Genomic DNA, 19,736 nt, shown 5'->3' with positions numbered 1-19,736 from the left:
TTTTGTATAAAGTGGTTTTGTGTAAAAAAAAATTAATATTTTTGAATATCTGTTGGTTATAATTGCTAATAATTAAAGTTTATACTACAGTTTAGGGACGACTATACCTTTAATTAATTATAGTTGACAGTTTCTAATTTCAAATGTTATAAAAGAGTATACAATAATATACTACCGTTGTGGGGACGACAATATTATTACTTTTATTGAAGTTAAAAATTAGAAAAGGCCTTTAAGATGATTTCTTAAAGGCCTTATTTATTTTCTATTTGTATTAACTTTTAGTTCATATAATCTTCAATAGGATTACAAGAGCAAATTAAATTTCTATCACCATAGGCATCATCAACTCTTCTAACTGATGGCCAAAATTTATTTTCTTTAATATATGGTAAAGGAAATGCAGCTTTTTCTCTAGAATAAGGTAAATCCCAATTATCAGAAGTTAGCATTTCTTGTGTGTGAGGCGCATTTTTTAAAGGAGAATTAGTATCATTATCAGCCATTTCAATTATTTCATTTTTAATACTTAACAAAGCATCGCAAAAACGATCTAATTCTGCTTTGTTTTCACTTTCTGTAGGTTCAATCATTAACGTACCAGCAACTGGAAATGAAACTGTTGGTGCATGATATCCATAATCCATAAGACGTTTAGCAACATCTGTAACTTCAATACCTTTTGCTTTAAACTCTCTAAAATCAACAATCATTTCGTGTGCTGCAAATCCATTTTCACCGCTATATAAAATTTTATACTCTTTTTCTAAACGAGCTTTTATATAGTTTGCGTTTAAAATAGCATTAATTGTAGCTTGTTTTAAACCGTTTGTGCCTAACATTTTTATATATCCGTATGATATTAAAATTACAAGAGCGGATCCCCAAGGGGCTGAAGAAACTGCTGTAATTGCATTTTCTCCACCAGTAGGAATTATTGGGTTTGAAGGTAAAAAAGGAGCTAAATGTTTTGCAACACAAATTGGTCCAACTCCAGGACCACCACCACCGTGCGGAATGGCAAATGTTTTATGAAGGTTTAAATGACAAACATCTGCACCAATTGTTGCAGGATTTGTTAGTCCCACCTGTGCGTTCATATTTGCACCGTCCATATAAACTTGACCACCTCTTTGATGAATAATTTCTGTAATTTCTTTTATAGTACTTTCAAAAACACCGTGAGTTGATGGATACGTAACCATTAAAGCCGCTAAATTATCTTTATGTAATTCTGCTTTTTCTCTTAAATCATCCACATCAATATTTCCTTCATCAGTAGATTTAGTTACAATTACTTCCATACCAGCCATAACTGCTGATGCAGGGTTTGTTCCATGGGCTGATGCTGGAATTAAACAGATGTTTCTGTGATGATTGTTTTGAGAATCGTGGAATGCTTTTATAACCATTAAACCAGCATATTCACCTTGTGCTCCAGAATTTGGTTGTAATGAAGTTGCATAAAACCCGGTAATTTCATTTAAAGCAGCTTCTGTTTCTTTAAAAACTTCTTGGTAACCTTGTGCTTGTTCAATAGGTACAAATGGATGCATAACGCCCCAGTTTGGCCAACTTAACGGAAGCATTTCTGTTGCTGCATTTAATTTCATTGTACAAGAACCTAAAGAAATCATTGAGTGATTTAATGATAAATCTTTACGTTCTAATTTTTTAATATAACGCATTAATTCAGTTTCTGAATGGTAGTTTTCAAAAACTTCATTGGTCATAAAAGTTGATGTTCTTTTTGAATTTGTAGGAATTACATTTTCAACTTCAGCATTAAAATTAACAGCTTTTTTCTCTTCAGCTTCAGCTAAAATTTCTAAAATAGTATTAATATCTTCTAAACCTGAAGTTTCATTAATAGAAATGTTTACTAAATTATTTGTTGGATAGTAAAAATTAACACCTTTACTTTCAGCAACTTGTTTTACTTTTTTTGCATCAGCAACTTCAACGCTTAAAGTATCAAAATACACACAATTTAATTGTTTTAAACCTAATTGTTGAAGACCAGTATTTAATGTAGCAGTTAAATTTTGAATTTTATTAGCAATATATTTTAAACCGTTTGGTCCATGATAAACACCATACATTCCTGCCATTACTGCTAATAAAACTTGTGCCGTACAAATGTTTGAGGTTGCTTTTTCGCGTTTTATATGTTGCTCACGAGTTTGTAATGCCATTCGCAAAGCACGGTTTCCATTTTTATCAACAGTAACACCAATAATTCTACCTGGAATGGTTCTTTTATATTCATCTTTTGTTGCAAAATATGCAGCATGTGGACCTCCATATCCCATTGGAATACCAAAGCGTTGTGTTGTACCTACTACAACATCTGCTCCCCATTCGCCTGGAGGTGTAAGTATTGCTAAGCTCAATAAATCGGCAGCAACAGCAATTTTAGCATTAACGGTTTTTGCTTTTTCAACAAAACTTTCATAGTCATAAACTTGTCCGTTTTTTGCTGGATATTGCACTAACGCACCATAAACGTTTTCTGTAAATTGAAAAGTATTATGGTTTCCAAAAATCAATTCAACACCTAAAGGAAAGGCTCTAGTTTTTAAAACATCAATAGTTTGAGGTAAAACTTCATCAGATACAAAAAATTGAACAGCATTCGCCTTTTTTTGTTCTCTAGTTCTATTGTTTAATAACATTATCATGGCTTCTGCAGCAGCAGTTCCTTCATCTAATAATGAAGCGTTTGCTAGTTCCATTCCAGTTAGTTCACTAACCATTGTTTGAAAGTTAAGTAAAGCTTCTAAACGACCTTGAGCAATTTCTGCTTGATAAGGAGTGTAGGCAGTATACCATCCTGGGTTTTCAAGAATGTTACGTTGAATAACACCTGGAACAATAGTTGGATGGTAACCCAAACCTATATAATTTTTAAATAATTTGTTTTTATTTGCCAGTTCTTGAATATGATATATGTATTCATATTCACTCATTGCTTTTGGTAAATCTAAATTGTTTTTCAATCGGATATCTGACGGAATTGTTTTGTCAATTAATTCAGCTACAGAAGAAACTCCAATTGTTTTAATCATTTCCTTTGCCTCATTTTCACGAGGACCTACATGTCTTAAAACGAATGAATCTGTTTTCATTTATATAATTTAAATTGTGTTATTAAACGTGCACAAAAATACTGAATTTTATAGAACGAAATCGTTATCATAAATACATTTTATAATATTTTGTTAACCAAAAAAATGAATATATTAACAATAACTTACATTTGTAATATGCAATTTTTAAAAAAAATATTTGATTTTTATATTTTTAGCAATATTCATGTGGCTGTAGCTGGTTTTTGTATTACGCAAATTACTGTTATAAACTACGGAATACAGTCAAGTTTTGCACCTTTATTTGTTGCGTTATCAATAATTATTTCTTATAATTTTATTCGGTTTTATGAACTTAAAACCCGTAGGTTAAAATGGCTGAAAGATTGGTTTTTAAAGAATATAATTGGGTTGCTAATTTTAAATGTTTTTTCAGCAATATTATTAATTGTAATTACTTTTTTTACAAGCTTTAATTTAAAAGGTTTGTTCGTATTAATTCCGTTTTCAATAATGACATTTTTTTATGTAATTCCTATTTTTAATGTGAAAAACATTGAATTTTCATTCAGAAATTTTCCTTCAATAAAAATTTTTAGTATTGCTTTTGCTTGGGCTGGAATTTCATTATTTTTTCCATTGTATGAAGCAAGTATAAAATTTACTTTTGATATTTATTTAGAGTTCTTTCAGCGATTTTTTTTACTAATTGCTATTACTTTGCCTTTTGATATTAGAGATGTTAAAAGTGATGACAAATCTTTAAAAACATTGCCTCAAGTTTTTGGGATAAAAACAGCAAAAATAATTGGAACAATATTATTGTTTTTAGCCCTTTTTATAAATCTCTTTAAGCAAGTATTAAATTTATCAAGTATTTTTATAGTTATTTGCATTGTTACTGGAATGTTTTTGTGGTTTGCTTCAGAAAAAAAATCGAAATATTATGCAGGTTTTTGGGTAGAATCTATACCAATTTTGTGGTTAATTTTACAGTTATTATTTTTATATAATTTTAAATAAAAAATTTATTTATGAACGACGATTTTAAGAAATATTTTGAAGTAAATAAAGATACCTGGAATAAAAAAGTTGGTATTCATGCGGCTTCAGAATTTTATGATGTTGAAGGCTTTTTGAATGGAAAAACTTCATTAAATTCTTATGAATTAAATGAAGTTGGTAATGTTAAAGAAAAGTCGCTGCTTCATTTGCAATGTCATTTTGGTCAAGATACGTTAAGTTTTGCTAGGTTAGGAGCCAAATGTACTGGGATTGATTTATCAAATGAAGGGATTGAAAAAGCAAAATTTCTAAATAATAAATTAGGATTAGATGTTACTTTTATAGAAAGTAATTTATATGATGTTCCTAAAAATGTTGAAGGTGAATTTGATATTGTTTTTGCATCTTATGGCGTTATTGGTTGGTTGCCAGATTTAAAAACTTGGGGTGAAATAATTGCCAGCAAACTTAAAAAAGGTGGATTTTTTTATTTAATAGAGTTTCATCCAATTGCGTGGATGTTTACTTATTTGGAATCGCCTCCAAAATTAATATATCCTTATAAAACAAGTGAAGTTATTTATGAAGAATATGCTGGAACTTATACAAATAAAGATGCAGATATTATTAGTAAAGAATATGGCTGGAATCACGGTTTAGGTGAAGTTGTATCTGCACTTTCTAATGCAGGTTTGCATATTGAGTTTTTGCATGAATTTGAAAAATCACCGTATAATAGTTTTCCAGAAATGGATAAAACGGCAGATAACATGTATGTTTTACAAGGAAATCAGCGCTTATTTCCTTTGTTATTTTCTATTAAAGCAACTAAAAAGTAATAAAAAAAGCTTTCAAATTTTGAAAGCTTTTTTTTATATATTTAGAAAGATTAGCTTAATAATCTTTCAATTTTTTCTCTTTCTTCTTCAGCTAATGCACCATCAACTAAAATTCTTCCACTATGTTCATCAGTAATAATTTTTTTACGACCAGCAATTTCAACTTGTCTTTGTGGTGGAATTGTAAAAAACGAACCTCCAGAAGCACCTCTTTCAATTGAAACAACTGCTAAACCATTTTTTACTGTAGATCTAATTCTTTTGTAAGCATTTAATAAATGCTCATCAATCATTTCACTATACTCTTTAGATTTTTCAATTAATAAAGTTTCCTCTTTAGCAGTATCACCCATAATATCGTTTAATTCAGCAGATTTATGCTTTAACAATTCTTCTTGTTTTGCAATATTTTCTTTTGTAGCTGCAATTAATTCATTTTTTTGCTCAATTTTTGCTTTAAATTCTTTAATTCTTTTTTCGGCTAATTCAATTTCAAGCTCTTGGTATTCAGTTTCTTTACTTAAAGAATTAAATTCTCTATTATTTCTAACGTTTTTTTGTTGCTCTGAATATTTTTTTACTAAAGTTTTAGCATCTTCAATTACAACTTTTTTTGCTGCAATGTCATTTTTTATATTCACCACGCTTTCATCTAAATTAGCGAGTCTTTTATTTAAACCAACAATTTCATCTTCTAAATCTTCAATTTCTAAAGGTAGTTCCCCTCGCACACTTTTAATTTCATCAATTCTTGAATCAATTAATTGTAAATCGTAAAGTGCTCTTAATTTTTCTTCAACTGTAACTTCTTTTTTAGACATGTTTATAAGTAATAAATTGGATTTGTGTTTTTTTCTGATAAAATGATTGCAAAATTAGGAAATTTTTTTGTAAGTATATCAACTAAAAGATTTTTTGTGAATTGTTCACTTTCATAATGTCCAATATCTGCAATTATAAGTTTGTTTTCAGCTTTGTAAAATTCATGGTATTTTATGTCAGAAGTTATATAAATATCCGCACCAGCATTGATAGCATTTTCAATTGCAAAACTTCCTGAACCTCCTAATACTGCTACTTTTTTTATAGGTTTACCTATTAATTTAGAATGTCGAATTCCTTTTGAACTCATTGTTTTTTGAACAAACTTTAAAAAATCAATTTCGTTTATTTCTTCGTCAAGTTCTCCTACCATTCCAATACCAATTTCTTGGTTTAAATTTTCAATAGCAACTATTTCATATGCTACTTCTTCATAAATATGAGCTTCAAATAATGCCTTTAAAATGCTTTTTTCTTTATGTTTTTCAAAAATTACACTTATACACGTTTCATTTTCAGCATGAAGTATTCCTTTTTCTCCAATTGTAGGATTTGAATTTTCGTTACCATTATAAGTACCAATTCCGTTGATGTTAAAACTGCAATTTGTGTAATTACCAATAGTTCCAGCGCCTGCATTAAATAAAGCTTGTTTAACTTTTTCAGCATTTTCAGTAGGAGCGTAGGTAGTCAATTTTTTAATGGTATTTTTTTGAGGAATTAGAATTGTTGGATTTTTAATACCTAAAACCTCACATATTTTAGCATTCACACCAATAATTGAATTATCTAAGGCGGTATGCATTGCATAAATGGCAATGTCATTTTTTATAGCTTTTAACACTACTTTTTCAACATAATTTTTACCATTTAACTTTTTTAAGCCACTAAAAATTATAGGGTGAAAGCTAACAATTAAATTACATTTTTTCTCAATAGCTTCATCTACAACATTTTCTAGTGTATCTAAAGTAACTAAAACGCCTGTAATAGTTGTGTTGTAATCACCAATTAATAACCCAACATTATCAAAATCTTCAGCATAATTTAAAGGAGCAATTTCTTCAATGCAATTTGTAATATCTTTAATTTTCATTGTTAAAAACGGTTGATATTTACAAATATAAATTATAGTATATAAAGTTGAAGTATTATTCTGTAAAAATTATGATTTGTTTTGTAATTTCGCCCACGATGAAACTTTTAAGAAATTTATTATATCCATTCTCTTTATTGTACAGATTAATTACTAGTGTACGTAATTATTTGTACGAAAACGGTATTTTTGAATCTAACCAATTTGATACACCAACTATTGTTGTTGGTAATTTAAGCGTTGGAGGCACGGGTAAAACACCACAGATAGAATATTTAATTCGTATATTAAAAGATTATTATAAAGTAGCTGTTTTAAGCAGAGGTTATAAAAGAAAAAGTGAAGGTTTTATAATAGCAGATAAAACTGTTACTGCTGAAATTATTGGAGATGAACCTTTTCAATATTATAAAAAATTTGAAAATATAATAGTTAGTGTAGATGCCGATAGAAGCAATGCTATAGAGCAATTAGAACATTTAAAGCATCCACCAGAAATTATTTTATTAGATGATGCTTATCAACATAGAAAAGTAAAAGCTGGTTTTAATATTTTATTAACGTCATATTCTAACCTTTATACTAACGATTTTTTGTTGCCAACAGGAAATTTACGTGAAAGCAAAAGTGGCGCCAAAAGAGCTAATATTATTGTGGTAACAAAATGCCCAGCAAATTTATCGGAAAAAGAACAAGTTAAAATAACCAGAAAGTTACGCCCATCAATTTACCAAAATGTATTTTTTACAACAATTGACTATGCAAATGTGTTAAAAGGAGTAAATTCTATTGAATTTAATCAAATTAAAAACAAAGAAATTATACTAATAACGGGTATTGCAAATCCAAAACCTTTAACTGCTTATTTAATGGATAATAGTATAAAATTTAAGCATTTAAAATTTAAAGATCATCATCAATTAAGTAATAAAGAAATAGCAGAAATTAAGAAATTACAATCAAATAATACAATTCTGTTGACTACAGAGAAAGATTATGTTCGTATCTTTGACAAATTGGAGAATTTGTATTATTTACCAATAGAAACCAAATTTATAAATCGTAAAAACGATTTTGATAATATTATAAAAAAATATGTGGAACAAAGTTCAAGAGACAGTTAAATTCCTTCAAAATAAAGGAATTACAAAGCCAGATTACGGAATTATTTTAGGAACCGGTTTAGGAAATTTAGTTGAAAAAATAGCAGTTGAAATAACCATTCCTTATCAAGATATACCAAACTTTCCAGTTTCAACAGTCGCAGGACATTCAGGTGAATTAATTTTTGGAACCATTGGAACTAAAAAAATATTAGCAATGAGAGGTCGTTTTCATTTTTACGAAGGATGGACAATGGAGCAAACAATTTTTCCTGTGAGAGTTATGAAATATTTAGGTGTTGAAAACTTAATAGTATCTAACGCTTCAGGAGGTGTAAATCCTGCATTTAAAGTGGGTGACATAATGATTATTACAGATCATATTAACTTAATGCCACAGCATCCATTACACGGTAAAAATGATGAGCGTTTTGGTCCGCGTTTTGTTGATATGCACGAAGCTTATAGTAAAAAAATGATTGCTAAAATGGAAAGTGTCGCTGAAAAATTGAATATTCCAGTTCAAAAAGGAATTTATTTAGCGCTTCAAGGTCCAACTTTTGAAACGCCTGCAGAGTATAAAATGGTAAAAATTTTAGGAGCAGATGCGGTTGGAATGTCAACTGTACCTGAAGTTATTGTTGCTAAACATATGGGAATGACTTGTTTTGGTGTTTCTGTTATTACAGATTTAGGTGTTGAAGGAATTGTTGAAGCAGTGTCGCATGAAGAAGTTCAAAAAGCTGCTAAAGGTTCGGAAAAGAATTTAGGGAAACTAGTAGAAGCATTTATTAAATTAACTTAAATATTATTTATATAGTGATGAATAAGTTCTTGTTTATTATTGCAGTTTCTATTTGTTTTGTTGGCGTTTCACAAAATAAAACAGTTTCTAAATTAAATTGGATTGAAAGTTTTAGTGACGCTAAATCAATTGCTCTTAAAGAAAATAAACCAATGTTAATTTTGTTTACGGGTTCAGATTGGTGTAAATATTGCAAAAATTTAACTACTGATTTTTTTAATTCAGATAAATTTAAAGAAATTGCACAAACTGATTTTGTACTTTATAAAGCTGATTTTCCGAGGAATAAAAGTTTAGTTACTGAAAATCAAAAAAGGGATAATTTAGAACTTAAAGTCATGTTTGGGGTTAATTTGTACCCAACAATTTATATTATAAATAGCAAAGGAAAATCTATTGATAATATTAAGGGATATAGTTCAGCTAGAGATACCAAATATCATTATATGTTTATTGAGTCAGCTTTAAATAAAAACAACAAAGAATCTACTAAGTAGTAGATTTTTTGTTGCAACAATCTTAAATTTTTCCGTAATACATACTTTTTACAATTCCGTCAGCTAGTCCAATTTTAGGAACGTATATTTTTTTGGCTCCGCTCCATTTCATTGCAGATAAATAAATTTTTGTTGCAGGAATTATTACATCGGCTCTATCTGGGTTTAAACCTAATTCTGAAATTCTATCATCATAAGTCATAGATTTTAAAAAGTTGTATTGCGCTTTCATGTATATTAATGAAAGTGGTTCGCCCATCATTTTTCCAGAAAGTTTAAATATTTTATTAATATTTCCACCAGAACCAATTAAAGTTGGTTTTTTAAGAAATTGTGTGTTTCCTTTTAACCAAATTTCAATATTTTCCCAAACATCTTTAAAAGAATTCTTTTTATTTAATAATCGAACAGTTCCAATTTTAAATGATTTTGAGTTAACAATTTTTCCATTTGAAAAAATAGTTATTTCTGTGCTACCACCACCAACATCAACATAAATGTAAGATTTGTCATTTCTAATAATAGTAGATAAATCGGTTGAAAAAATAATTGCGGCTTCTTTTTTTCCATCAATTACATCTATTTTAACATTTGTTTTTTCAAAAATTTCTTCAGTTACTGCTTTTCCGTTTTTAGCTTCACGCATTGCTGAAGTAGCACATGCTTTATATTTTTGAACGCCGTGAACTTCCATTAACAATTTAAAAGCTTCCATAGCTTTTATCATTCTATTTTTACTTTCCTCTGAAATGTTTTTAGAATTAAATGTGTCAGCTCCTAAACGAATTGGAACCCTAACTAATGCTGATTTTGTAAAACTTGGTTCTTTTCCATCTCTTTCGGTTATTACGTTTGCAACTAATAATCTAATTGCGTTGGAACCGATATCTATAGCAGCGAGTTTTTCTATTTTCATCCGTTATTGAGGCTTAATTTTATTTATAGTGTTTAGGGAATTCTGTTATAAAAGTATTTCCGTCTTTAATGTTTTTCCAATGGTTTGTGTTAAATTTTATACCTACAACGCCACAAGTTGGTACGTGATCTAATTCTTCACTTCCAAACTTATTTACAAAATCACTTATTCCGTGATCGTGACTAAAAATAATAGCAGAATCAAATCCGTCATCTAAAGCTTTCACAGTTTTAATTAAATAACCATCGCTAAAACTATAGAGAGATTTACTTATTTTTAAGTTTGTTAGGGGATAGTTAAACGTGTAACTAAAAATCATTGCTGTATGTAATGCTCTGTTTGCGCAACTTGAAACGAACACATCTGGACAAGCAATTTTTTTATTTAATACGCTAGAAATTAAATATGCATTATTAATTCCTCTTTTATTTAAAGGTCTATCAATATCCTTTATGCCTTCGTATTCCCAAGAAGATTTTGCGTGCCTAACAATGTAAAGTGTTTTCATTTAGTGTTGGTTAGTTTTCAAATATAAAAATTATGGTGCTAAACGTTCTATTTTCCAATCAAAATTTTCTTGTAAGGTATATCTAATTCTGTCGTGCATTCTGTTTGCTCTTCCTTGCCAAAATTCAATACTTACTGGCTTCACAATATAACCGCCCCAATATTTAGGTCGCGTAATTTCTTTGTTTTCAAATTGTTTTTCAAAAGTAGTTAAGCGGTCATCTAAATATTTTCTTGATGGGACAACCTCGCTTTGGTCAGATGCCCAAGCTCCTAATTTACTTCCATCTGGTCTAGATTCAAAATATCCATCTGATAAATTTTCAGAAATTTTTTCAGCAATACCTTTAATAATTACCTGACGTTCAATATTATGCCATAAAAATGAAAGGCAAACATTTGGATTTTCTTCAATAGCTTTTCCTTTTTCGCTATTGTAATTTGTATAAAATATAAAGCCTTCCCACGTGTATTTTTTTAATAAAACAGCTCTACTTTTTGGAAAACCATCTTTACCAATCGTTGCAATTGTCATTGCATTAGATTCTACATCACCACCAAATTCTTCAACTTCAAAAAACCATTTTTGAAATAATTCCATTGGGTTTTCAGAAACTTCTTTTAACGAAAGTTCTTTTTTTACATAATTTCTTCTATAGTTACTTAAATCTTTTTCCATTAAAAAAATTAATTTGAGATTGTTTTGTCTTTAATTAAAAATAGCCCTACAAAGGTAAACAATCCATTAATAATTAAAAGTTCATAACCAAATTGATAACCGTTTAATAATCTGATTGAATTGGCGTCAAGTAAGTAGCTTAAAACCACTGAAATAATTGCAACCATCCAAACATATTTATCTTTAATATTCAGTTTTGTAAATATTCCAAAGGTAAAAAGACCTAATAACGGACCGTAAGTATAAGAGGCAACTTGCAATAAACTACTAATAACATTTTCTTTTAAAACATATTTAAAAATAATAATTACAATGATTAATAATACTGAAATGCCAATATGAGTTCTTTTTCTTATGGCTTTTTGCTTAGATTCTTCTCTTTTTTTAATATCTAAAAAATCTATGCAGTAAGATGTTGTTAAGCTTGTTAAAGCACTATCTGCACTTGAATATGCTGCGGCTATTAAACCCAAAATAAAAATTATACCAATTGAAAAACTTAAATCTCCTTTTAAGGCAATTTCTGGAAAAAGTAAATCTGTTTTTATATTTCCTTCAACAATTGGTATTTGTATGCCAAATTTTTCGGCATAAATAAATAAAAGCGCTCCTAATGTTAGAAAAACAAAATTTACAAGTATTAACACAAAACCTAATGAAAGTACATTCCATTGTGCTTCTTTGGTGTTTTTACACGTCAGGTTTTTTTGCATCATATCTTGGTCTAAACCTGTCATTGCAATGGCAATAAACATTCCACCTAAAAACGATTTTATAAGATGTTTTTTTCCATTAAAATCATCAGTAAAAAATATTTTAGTGTATTTGTCAAATTCAGTTGAAGTAAAAATATCAGTAACATTTAAATTCAATCTATTTAAAATAATATAAATAGTTGCAAAAACGGCAGAAAGCAAGAACACAGTTTGTAAAGTATCTGTCCAAACAATGGTTTTTATTCCGCCTTTAAAAGTATAAATCCAAATGAGTAGAATTGAAAATATTACGGTTATTTCAAACGGTATATTCCAAGCGTCAAAAATAAAATATTGCATTACAGATGCAACTAAAAACAACCGAAAAGCTGAACCTAAAACTCTAGAAATAAAGAAGAAAACAAATCCGGTTTTATGTGATGTTGGTCCAAAACGATGTTTTAAAAATTCATAAATTGAAGTTACCTGTAAATTGTAATAAATAGGAATTAAAATATATGCAATTACTATATAACCAACCATATAACCCAATACAACTTGCATATAACTAAATTGTGAAGTTTGTACCCAACCAGGTACAGAAATAAAAGTTACACCAGATAGCGATGCGCCAATCATACCAAAAGCTACAATATACCAAGGCGATTTTTTGTTGGCGCTAAAAAAAGTATCATTTGTATCATTTTTACCTGTGAAATAGGCAATAAAAAGTAATACACAAAAATAAGCCGCAATTAGCGAAAGTAAATATATTGGTTGCATTAAATAAATTTAAATTTTATGAATAACAAAGAAACTAAAATTATTGAGAATATCGATTGCTAATTGTACATTTGCGAAATGAATTTTTCGTCGAAACTTTTAGAAAACGCTGTAAATGAAGTTGCTCAATTGCCAGGTATTGGGAAAAGAACAGCGTTACGAATGGTATTACATTTACTTAAACAACCAAAATCTCAAACACACAATTTAGCAAATTCATTAAGTAATTTAGTTGATAACATTAAGTTATGTAAAAAATGCCATAATATTTCTGATGTAGATGTGTGTGATATTTGTGCAAATCCTTCAAGAAATGAAGAAATTATTTGTGTAGTTGAAGATGTTCGAGATGTAATGGCCATAGAAAACACATCGCAATTTAAAGGTTTATACCACGTTTTGGGTGGAAAAATTTCTCCAATAGAAGGTGTTGGTCCGCAAAATTTAACTATTGAAAGTTTGATTGAAAAAGTGAAATTAGGGACAATAAAAGAAGTAATTTTTGCCTTAAGTTCTACAATTGAAGGTGATACTACAAATTTTTATATTTTTAAACAATTAGAAAAACTACAAATTAAAACATCTACTATTGCAAGAGGAATAGCTGTTGGAGACGAGTTGCAATATGCCGATGAAATTACCTTAGGAAGGAGTATTTTAAACAGAATCCCTTTTGATAAATCATTTTAATGGATGGATATTTCAATAGTTATTGTAAATTACAATGTTCGGTATTTTTTAGAGCAATGTATTCTCAGTATTATTGATGCCTCTAAAAAATTAGCTGTTGAAATTATAGTAGTTGATAACAATTCAACCGACGATAGTGTTCCTTTTTTACAAAGTAATTATCCTTCTATTAATTTAATTGCAAATAAAGAAAATGTTGGCTTTTCTAAAGCTAATAATCAAGGCGTTTCCATTGCAAAAGGAGAATATGTTTTAATTTTAAATCCTGATACGGTTATAGCTGAAGATACGTTAGACACTATTTTTAACTTTGCAAAAACAAAACAAAACTTAGGAATACTAGGCGTTAAATTGATTGATGGATCTGGAAAATACTTGCCAGAAAGTAAAAGAGGAATTCCAACACCAAGTGCTTCATTCAATAAATTATTTGGAATTTCATCAAGCCAAAAAGGTAAATATTATGCAACACATATTGGTGAAAATGAAAGTGGAGTAGTGGCTGTGTTGGTTGGCGCATTTATGTTTATGCAAAAATCTGTTTACAATGAGGTAAAAGGTTTTGATGAAGATTATTTTATGTATGGTGAAGATATAGATTTATGCTACAAGGTATTAAATAAAGGGTATCAAAATTATTATTTTTCTGATACACAAGTAATTCATTACAAAGGAGAATCTACCAAAAAGGATCTTATTTATTTAAAATATTTTCATAATGCGATGAAAATATTTTACAAAAAACACTTTAAGCGAAATAAAATTTACGATTTTTTAATGAGTTTTGGAATTGAGTTTTGGTACCTTTTAAAGTATTTTAAATTCAGAAAAGTAAACTATCAATCAAAAGATATTTTAAATGTGTTGTATTTTGGAAAAGATGAGTTAATTATCACTCATTTAAATAAAAAATACTTACTAATTAATACTATACTTATTGATGATGTTGATAAAATTAAAGAATTAATAAGAACAAACGCTATTGATACCATTGTTTTTGATAACTCTATACTTTCTAATAAAGAAATTATTGCTCATTTTAAATTGTTGAAAAATGAGCAAGTTTCTTTTAAAATTCATCCAAAAAACACCAATTTTATAATTGGAAGTAATAATTCCGAACATAAAGGCAGTGTTGAAATAATTACTGAAATCTAATTTTTCTCAATTCTAATTCTAGCATCTACAGCAAAAATTTCTTTTGAATTTCCAAAAAGTGGGTTTAAATCTAACTCAACAATTTCTGGAGCAATAGTTACTAAATTTGATATTTTGGTGATAATTTCTGCAAATTCATTTTCGTTGATACCTTCTTGATTTCTAATTCCTTGAATTATTTTATACGATTTTAAATTTTGAATCATTTCAATAGCTTCATTTTTTGAAATAGGCGTTAATGCAGTTTGAATATCTTTTAAAACTTCAATGTAAATTCCACCTAAACCGCACAAAACTAAATGTCCAAAATCTCCTTCTTTTTTAGCGCCAATAAATAATTCGGTACCTTTTTTCATGGGTTGTAATAACACCGATGTTGCGCCTCCAATTTTCATAATAGTATCAAAGGAAATTACTAACGCGTCTTTTGATGAAATGTTTAAAATAATTCCACCAACATCACTTTTATGAATTGGTCCAACAACTTTCATAACAACTGGAAATTGCAAAAGGTCAATTGCCGAAATACATTCCGTTTTAGTGTTGCAGACAATTTCATTTACTAATGGAATTTCTGCTGCAATTAATAATTCACGTACTTGTTGCGGTTGTAAATATCCATTTTCTGAAATATCTATAATATTTCTAATTAATTGATTATTAGTAGTTAAATTTAATTTTTCTATTGAAGTGACTTTTTTATCAAGCATTGTTTTTGCCAACGCATTTCCAAATAAAACTTCATCAGGAAAGTTGATGTTTCCTTTAGAAATAAAATAATCAATTTCATTTTTAACGTTTATTACCGAAGGTAAAATTGGAAAAATTGGCTTTTTACAAGTCTTCATTTTTTTGTGAATCACATCATACACATCATACACTTCAAACAAACCTGGACTTCCAAAAATAACTGCCATAGCATCAATTTTATCAAATTTATTTTCGCAATAATCTATAATAGTTTCTAGTTGTTCGGCGGTTCCTGTTGCTAAAAAATCAATTGGATTTGAAACTGAAGAACCTAAATAAAGTTTAGAAAGTAATTCTTCACTTTCTTTTCCTTTTATTTCAGGAACAGATAATCCGTTTTTAGATAAAGCATCGGTTAGCATCACTGCTGGTCCACCAGCGTGTGTAATTATTGCAATATTTTTTCCCTTTAGCTGAGGCAATGTAAAAATGGATGCTACTGTAATTAATTCATTTCTACCATAACAACGCACAATTCCAGCTTTTTTAAATAAAGCATCTACGGCTACATCAGAGTTTGCCAAAGCACCAGTATGTGAACTTGCGGCTCTGCTTCCAGCCGAAGAACTTCCTGCTTTTATTGCGGCTATTTTACAACCTTTTTTAATTAATGAAGTAGCATGTTTTAATAATTTTTGCGGATTTTCTATACTCTCTATATAAAGTAGTTTTATTTTTGAACTTGAGGTTTTATCAAAAGTTTCATCAAAATGTTCTAGCACTTCTTCAACACCAATTTGTGCTGAATTTCCAACGGAATAAACACTCGAAAAAGTTAAGCCAGTTGTCATTGCAGCTTCCATTATAAAAACGGCAGTTGCGCCAGAACCTGAAATAAAATCAACGCCATTTTTATCTAATTTTGGAATTGGCGTTGTAAAAACACCTGCATAATTTTGGTTGATTAATCCAATGTTATTTGGACCTAATAAAGTTCCATTTACTAGATTAATTTCATCAACAATTTGTTGTTCTAATTTTGCGCCTTCTGCGTCTTTTTCACTAAATCCTGCTGAAAAAATGATAAAACCTTTGGTGTTTTTTTGTTGTGTTAAAACTTTTACCGTTTCTAATGTAAATTTTGCAGCAATTGCTATTATTGCCACATCAACATTGGGAATATCGGTTATATTTTGGTAACATTTTAAACCTTGTACTTCGGTTTCTTTTGGATTTACAGCGAATAATTTGCCTTTAAAATTATGATCCAATAAGTTTTTTAAAACGCGTCCGCCAGGTGTTTTAATATTATTTGAAGCACCAACAACAACAATGCTTTTAGGGTTTAGTAATTTTTTGTTCAGCATTTAATACAATCTTTATAAAATAAATTCTACAGCAACTTCTTTACCTTTTTCGTAGGCTTCTAAATTTTTTGCTACAATTTTTTCTCCTTTTCTTTCAAACAATGTTTTTATAGCTTTTTGCAAACTTTCATCGCTTAAAGGAAGTAGTGAAGAAACGGCGCCAAGTAATACCATATTTGTGGCTTTGGAGTTTCCTAAATCTTTTGCTATTTGTTTGGCATCAATTAAAATATTGTTTTTATGTGATTTTATTTCTTTGTATAAATCTTCCAGTTCTGGATAATTAGTAATGTTTACAAATGGATTTGAATCTGTTACTAAAAAACCATCTTCTTTTAAAAATGGTAAATATCGTAATAACTCCATTGGTTCAACAGAGATAATTAGGTCTGCTTTTCCTTGTGGAATCAAATCTGAAAAAATTTCTTTATCTGATATCCGCACGTGTGATTGCACTGCGCCACCACGTTGACTCATTCCGTGAACTTCAGATTGTTTTATATTAAGGTCATTGTCTAAAGCGGCAGTATCTAAAACTGCAGCAATGGTTAAAATTCCTTGTCCGCCAACGCCTGCTAAAATTATATTTGTTTTCATTTTTTTTAGTTTATAGTTGCTTTTTTAAGCTCATTTAACTTATCTTTTTTTTCTTTAGGTAATTGAACACAAGGACGTTGCGAAATAATTACAGAAACTCCTTTGTAGTTAATTTCATCTCTAATTAAATCTATATTTTCTTGTAAATTTTTGTGAAGCGGTGTAATTACTTTTAAATGAGTTTCAACAACACCAATACCTTTACAAATATCAATTAATCTACCAGAAGCTGAAGAATCTTGAGCACCTGTCATTGCAATTGCGGAATTATCTGAAATAATAACAGTAATTGGTGTATTTTCAATTACAGCATCTAACAAACCAGTCATCCCAGAATGTGTAAATGTTGAATCTCCAATAATAGCGATGGAAGGATGAATTCCTGCATCTGCGGCACCTTTTGCCATAGTAATGGAAGCTCCCATATCTATTAATGTGTTAATGCTTTCGTATGGAGAAAGTACGCCAAGCGCATAACAACCAATATCTCCAAAAACTTGCTGACTTGTCATTTCTTTTCCTAATGCATTTACAGCGTCAAATAAATCTCGGTGTCCACAACCAACACATAATTCTGGTGGTCTTCCTGATACAACTTTTGGAATATTATCATTGATAACTACATCAAAACCAAGTGCATTTGCAATATTATCGGGGTTTAGTTCTCCCACTCTAGGAATATCACCGCTTAATCTTCCAATTACATTTCTGTTTTCGCCTAAAAAATCGGAAATAGCTTCTTCAATAAATGGATAACCATCTTCTAAAACCAATATTTTTTTACATGTATCAAAAAGTTGTTTAATAGGTTTTTTAGGAAGTGGATATTGCGAAACTTTTAAAACTGGATATGGACATTTTTCACCTTCAAAATTTTCCATTAAATAATTATAGGCAATTCCTGAAGCAATAATTCCAATGGATGTATTTGGACCTTTTTTAAACTCATTAAAATAACTATTTTCTGAAGTTTCTAATATATCTGTTTGAATATCAACTAAATGTTTGTATCTGCCTCTGGCGTGCATTGGAATCAATTGAAACTGTTTTGGGTTTTTTGATAAATGAATTTCATTTTGAGGTTCTCTATTACCTAAGGTAACACCTGCTCTTGAATGTGATAAACGTGTAACCAAACGAATTAAAACTGGTAAACCCAATTTTTCGGACAAATCAAAAGCATATTTGGTTATTGTGTAGCATTCTTGTTGATTTGATGGTTCTAATATTGGAATCATTGCAAATTTTCCGTAATAACGAGAATCTTGTTCATTTTGTGAAGAATGCATAGATGGATCATCAGCAACTACCACAACTAATCCGCCATTTATTCCGGCTACAGACATATTCATAAAAACATCTGCGGCTACATTTAGGCCAACATGTTTCATAACGGTTAAAGCTCTTTTTCCTGCATAAGACATTCCTAGGGCGGCCTCCATGGCTGTTTTTTCGTTGACAGACCATTGCGAATGAATTTTAAGTTCTTTAGCAGTTTTTGAGCGTTGTATATATTCTGTAATTTCGGTTGAAGGTGTTCCTGGATAGGCATAAACACCTGATATTCCTGCATCTATAGCCGCTTGTGCTAAGGCTTCGTTACCTAATAACAGTTTTTTTGTAGAATTAGAGTTCATAAAAATTAAATTTTTTAGAGTCTAAAAGTACGAAACCGTTTTCGGAAAAGATATGATTAAAATCACATTGTAACATATAATACATTGATATACAATATATTATATATTCAATAATTCTTTTTAAATTTTAAATTAAATGGAGTGATATTAAATTATTTGTTGAATAATTACTATAGAATTTAAGAAGTAATTAAACTTTTAATAATTTTAATTGGTGTCCCAACTTTTCTTTTTTCTAATATTTTTATACAATTTTATGCCTAACATCAACAAAACTGATACACCAATAATTCCGATAGTTCCAAAAATCCAACCAATGGAGTTTTTTAGAACTACCAAAAATACACAAGCAAATAAAATAATTGTAGCAACTTCATTCCAAATACGTAAAGCAAAAGAAGAATATTTTAAATATCCTTTTTCAATTTGATTGTACATTATTTGACAGCTCCAATGATATGCAAATAATGCAACCACAAAAGTTAGTTTAATGTGCATCCATGGCATTTTTATCCAAGCTGGTTGTAAAATCAATAAACATACAGCAAATATTGTAGCTAAAACTGCAGAAGGCCAGGTAATAATATACCATAACCTTTTAATCATTAATTTGTATTGTTTTAATAAAATTTGTTGCTCAATTTCTGGTTTTCCTTCCGCTTCTTTGTAGTAAATAAATAATCTTATTATATAAAATAATCCTGCAAACCATGTAGTTATAAAAATAATGTGTAGAGATTTTAAATATAAATATTCCATAA

At 29.1% G+C, this 19,736-nt stretch carries 18 protein-coding genes; 7 read left to right on the top strand and 11 right to left on the bottom strand.

Going from position 1 to position 19,736, the window contains the following annotated elements:
• Positions 1-281: 281 nt before the first annotated feature.
• Positions 282-3,128 (bottom strand): aminomethyl-transferring glycine dehydrogenase, encoded by a 2,847-nt coding sequence (gene gcvP / locus BM335_RS12520; RefSeq protein ID WP_090228393.1) that lies wholly within the window; start codon positions 3,126-3,128, stop codon positions 282-284.
• Between the two features lie 105 nt (positions 3,129-3,233).
• Between gcvP and BM335_RS12515 the strand changes: the two genes are divergently transcribed.
• The gene (locus BM335_RS12515) at positions 3,234-4,112 is read left to right on the top strand and encodes a UbiA prenyltransferase family protein (RefSeq protein ID WP_143102427.1); all 879 of its coding nucleotides are present in this window, start codon (positions 3,234-3,236) and stop codon (positions 4,110-4,112) included.
• A gap of 11 nt (positions 4,113-4,123) precedes the next feature.
• Positions 4,124-4,933 (top strand): class I SAM-dependent methyltransferase, encoded by an 810-nt coding sequence (locus BM335_RS12510; protein WP_090228384.1) that lies wholly within the window; start codon positions 4,124-4,126, stop codon positions 4,931-4,933.
• A gap of 50 nt (positions 4,934-4,983) precedes the next feature.
• Here BM335_RS12510 and BM335_RS12505 read toward each other — a convergent pair whose 3' ends face one another.
• Together BM335_RS12505 and BM335_RS12500 are read right to left on the bottom strand one after the other, a co-directional pair.
• The gene (locus BM335_RS12505; protein ID WP_090228381.1) at positions 4,984-5,754 is read right to left on the bottom strand and encodes a zinc ribbon domain-containing protein; all 771 of its coding nucleotides are present in this window, start codon (positions 5,752-5,754) and stop codon (positions 4,984-4,986) included.
• 2 nt (positions 5,755-5,756) lie between these two features.
• Positions 5,757-6,851, bottom strand: a complete 1,095-nt coding sequence (locus BM335_RS12500; RefSeq protein WP_090228377.1) for a Nif3-like dinuclear metal center hexameric protein — start codon at positions 6,849-6,851, stop codon at positions 5,757-5,759.
• A 98-nt stretch (positions 6,852-6,949) separates the two neighbouring features.
• Between BM335_RS12500 and lpxK the strand changes: the two genes are divergently transcribed.
• From lpxK to BM335_RS12485, 3 genes are read left to right on the top strand one after another with little or no spacing between them, the layout of a single operon-like run.
• Positions 6,950-7,975 carry a tetraacyldisaccharide 4'-kinase gene (gene lpxK, locus BM335_RS12495; protein WP_090228374.1) on the top strand — a complete coding sequence of 342 codons (1,026 nt, stop codon included), beginning with the start codon at positions 6,950-6,952 and terminating at the stop codon, positions 7,973-7,975.
• Positions 7,947-8,759 carry a purine-nucleoside phosphorylase gene (locus BM335_RS12490; protein ID WP_090228370.1) on the top strand — a complete coding sequence of 271 codons (813 nt, stop codon included), beginning with the start codon at positions 7,947-7,949 and terminating at the stop codon, positions 8,757-8,759. The genes lpxK and BM335_RS12490 overlap by 29 nt, the downstream gene beginning before the upstream one ends.
• A 17-nt stretch (positions 8,760-8,776) precedes the next feature.
• Entirely contained in the window at positions 8,777-9,256 is a 480-nt protein-coding gene (locus BM335_RS12485) for a thioredoxin family protein (protein WP_090228367.1), read from the top strand.
• Positions 9,257-9,278: 22 nt separating this feature from the next.
• Here BM335_RS12485 and BM335_RS12480 read toward each other — a convergent pair whose 3' ends face one another.
• From BM335_RS12480 to BM335_RS12465, 4 genes are read right to left on the bottom strand one after another with little or no spacing between them, the layout of a single operon-like run.
• On the bottom strand, positions 9,279-10,172 hold the full coding sequence (locus BM335_RS12480; protein WP_090228363.1) for a Ppx/GppA phosphatase family protein: 894 nt from the start codon (positions 10,170-10,172) through the stop codon (positions 9,279-9,281).
• 19 nt (positions 10,173-10,191) lie between these two features.
• Positions 10,192-10,680, bottom strand: coding sequence for a SixA phosphatase family protein (locus tag BM335_RS12475; RefSeq protein WP_090228358.1), 489 nt, complete (start codon positions 10,678-10,680; stop codon positions 10,192-10,194).
• A 30-nt stretch (positions 10,681-10,710) separates the two neighbouring features.
• A complete protein-coding gene (pdxH, locus tag BM335_RS12470) occupies positions 10,711-11,358 on the bottom strand; it encodes a pyridoxamine 5'-phosphate oxidase (RefSeq protein WP_090228354.1) in 648 nt (215 codons plus the stop codon).
• A gap of 8 nt (positions 11,359-11,366) precedes the next feature.
• A complete protein-coding gene (locus BM335_RS12465; protein ID WP_090228351.1) occupies positions 11,367-12,836 on the bottom strand; it encodes a sodium:solute symporter in 1,470 nt (489 codons plus the stop codon).
• A gap of 78 nt (positions 12,837-12,914) precedes the next feature.
• Here BM335_RS12465 and recR point away from each other — a divergent pair, with 78 nt between their 5' ends.
• Together recR and BM335_RS12455 are read left to right on the top strand one after the other, a co-directional pair.
• Entirely contained in the window at positions 12,915-13,526 is a 612-nt protein-coding gene (recR, locus tag BM335_RS12460; RefSeq protein ID WP_090228348.1) for a recombination mediator RecR, read from the top strand.
• A 3-nt stretch (positions 13,527-13,529) separates the two neighbouring features.
• Positions 13,530-14,684: a glycosyltransferase family 2 protein gene (locus BM335_RS12455; RefSeq protein ID WP_090228343.1), complete on the top strand. Its 1,155-nt coding sequence runs from the start codon at positions 13,530-13,532 to the stop codon at positions 14,682-14,684.
• On the opposite strand, the gene BM335_RS12450 is transcribed toward BM335_RS12455, so the two are convergent.
• The 4 genes from BM335_RS12450 to BM335_RS12435 all read right to left on the bottom strand — a co-directional run bounded on the left by BM335_RS12450 (position 14,681) and on the right by BM335_RS12435 (position 19,734).
• The gene (locus BM335_RS12450; RefSeq protein WP_090228339.1) at positions 14,681-16,741 is read right to left on the bottom strand and encodes an acetate--CoA ligase family protein; all 2,061 of its coding nucleotides are present in this window, start codon (positions 16,739-16,741) and stop codon (positions 14,681-14,683) included. The genes BM335_RS12455 and BM335_RS12450 overlap by 4 nt on opposite strands.
• 12 nt (positions 16,742-16,753) lie before the next feature.
• Positions 16,754-17,338, bottom strand: a complete 585-nt coding sequence (locus BM335_RS12445; RefSeq protein ID WP_090228335.1) for an indolepyruvate oxidoreductase subunit beta — start codon at positions 17,336-17,338, stop codon at positions 16,754-16,756.
• Between the two features lie 5 nt (positions 17,339-17,343).
• Positions 17,344-18,975 carry a thiamine pyrophosphate-dependent enzyme gene (locus tag BM335_RS12440; RefSeq protein ID WP_090228331.1) on the bottom strand — a complete coding sequence of 544 codons (1,632 nt, stop codon included), beginning with the start codon at positions 18,973-18,975 and terminating at the stop codon, positions 17,344-17,346.
• Between the two features lie 207 nt (positions 18,976-19,182).
• Positions 19,183-19,734, bottom strand: coding sequence for a CopD family protein (locus tag BM335_RS12435; protein ID WP_090228326.1), 552 nt, complete (start codon positions 19,732-19,734; stop codon positions 19,183-19,185).
• Positions 19,735-19,736: the final 2 nt, after the last annotated feature.

The sequence above is a fragment of the Lutibacter maritimus genome (assembly GCF_900116115.1).
Lineage (GTDB): Bacteria > Bacteroidota > Bacteroidia > Flavobacteriales > Flavobacteriaceae > Lutibacter > Lutibacter maritimus.
The sequence above is the reverse complement of the archived record's forward strand: the minus strand, read 5'-3'. Positions and strand labels throughout refer to the sequence as shown.

Bases quoted from the DNA above. Each gene is read 5' to 3' on its own strand.
- gcvP (WP_090228393.1), bottom strand. From the start codon at position 3,128: ATGAAAACAGATTCATTCGTTTTAAGACATGTAGGTCCTCGTGAAAAT.
- BM335_RS12515 (WP_143102427.1), top strand. From the start codon at position 3,234: ATGAATATATTAACAATAACTTACATTTGTAATATGCAATTTTTAAAA.
- BM335_RS12510 (WP_090228384.1), top strand. From the start codon at position 4,124: ATGAACGACGATTTTAAGAAATATTTTGAAGTAAATAAAGATACCTGG.
- BM335_RS12505 (WP_090228381.1), bottom strand. From the start codon at position 5,754: ATGTCTAAAAAAGAAGTTACAGTTGAAGAAAAATTAAGAGCACTTTAC.
- BM335_RS12500 (WP_090228377.1), bottom strand. From the start codon at position 6,851: ATGAAAATTAAAGATATTACAAATTGCATTGAAGAAATTGCTCCTTTA.
- lpxK (WP_090228374.1), top strand. From the start codon at position 6,950: ATGAAACTTTTAAGAAATTTATTATATCCATTCTCTTTATTGTACAGA.
- BM335_RS12490 (WP_090228370.1), top strand. From the start codon at position 7,947: ATGTGGAACAAAGTTCAAGAGACAGTTAAATTCCTTCAAAATAAAGGA.
- BM335_RS12485 (WP_090228367.1), top strand. From the start codon at position 8,777: ATGAATAAGTTCTTGTTTATTATTGCAGTTTCTATTTGTTTTGTTGGC.
- BM335_RS12480 (WP_090228363.1), bottom strand. From the start codon at position 10,172: ATGAAAATAGAAAAACTCGCTGCTATAGATATCGGTTCCAACGCAATT.
- BM335_RS12475 (WP_090228358.1), bottom strand. From the start codon at position 10,680: ATGAAAACACTTTACATTGTTAGGCACGCAAAATCTTCTTGGGAATAC.
- pdxH (WP_090228354.1), bottom strand. From the start codon at position 11,358: ATGGAAAAAGATTTAAGTAACTATAGAAGAAATTATGTAAAAAAAGAA.
- BM335_RS12465 (WP_090228351.1), bottom strand. From the start codon at position 12,836: ATGCAACCAATATATTTACTTTCGCTAATTGCGGCTTATTTTTGTGTA.
- recR (WP_090228348.1), top strand. From the start codon at position 12,915: ATGAATTTTTCGTCGAAACTTTTAGAAAACGCTGTAAATGAAGTTGCT.
- BM335_RS12455 (WP_090228343.1), top strand. From the start codon at position 13,530: ATGGATATTTCAATAGTTATTGTAAATTACAATGTTCGGTATTTTTTA.
- BM335_RS12450 (WP_090228339.1), bottom strand. From the start codon at position 16,741: ATGCTGAACAAAAAATTACTAAACCCTAAAAGCATTGTTGTTGTTGGT.
- BM335_RS12445 (WP_090228335.1), bottom strand. From the start codon at position 17,338: ATGAAAACAAATATAATTTTAGCAGGCGTTGGCGGACAAGGAATTTTA.
- BM335_RS12440 (WP_090228331.1), bottom strand. From the start codon at position 18,975: ATGAACTCTAATTCTACAAAAAAACTGTTATTAGGTAACGAAGCCTTA.
- BM335_RS12435 (WP_090228326.1), bottom strand. From the start codon at position 19,734: ATGGAATATTTATATTTAAAATCTCTACACATTATTTTTATAACTACA.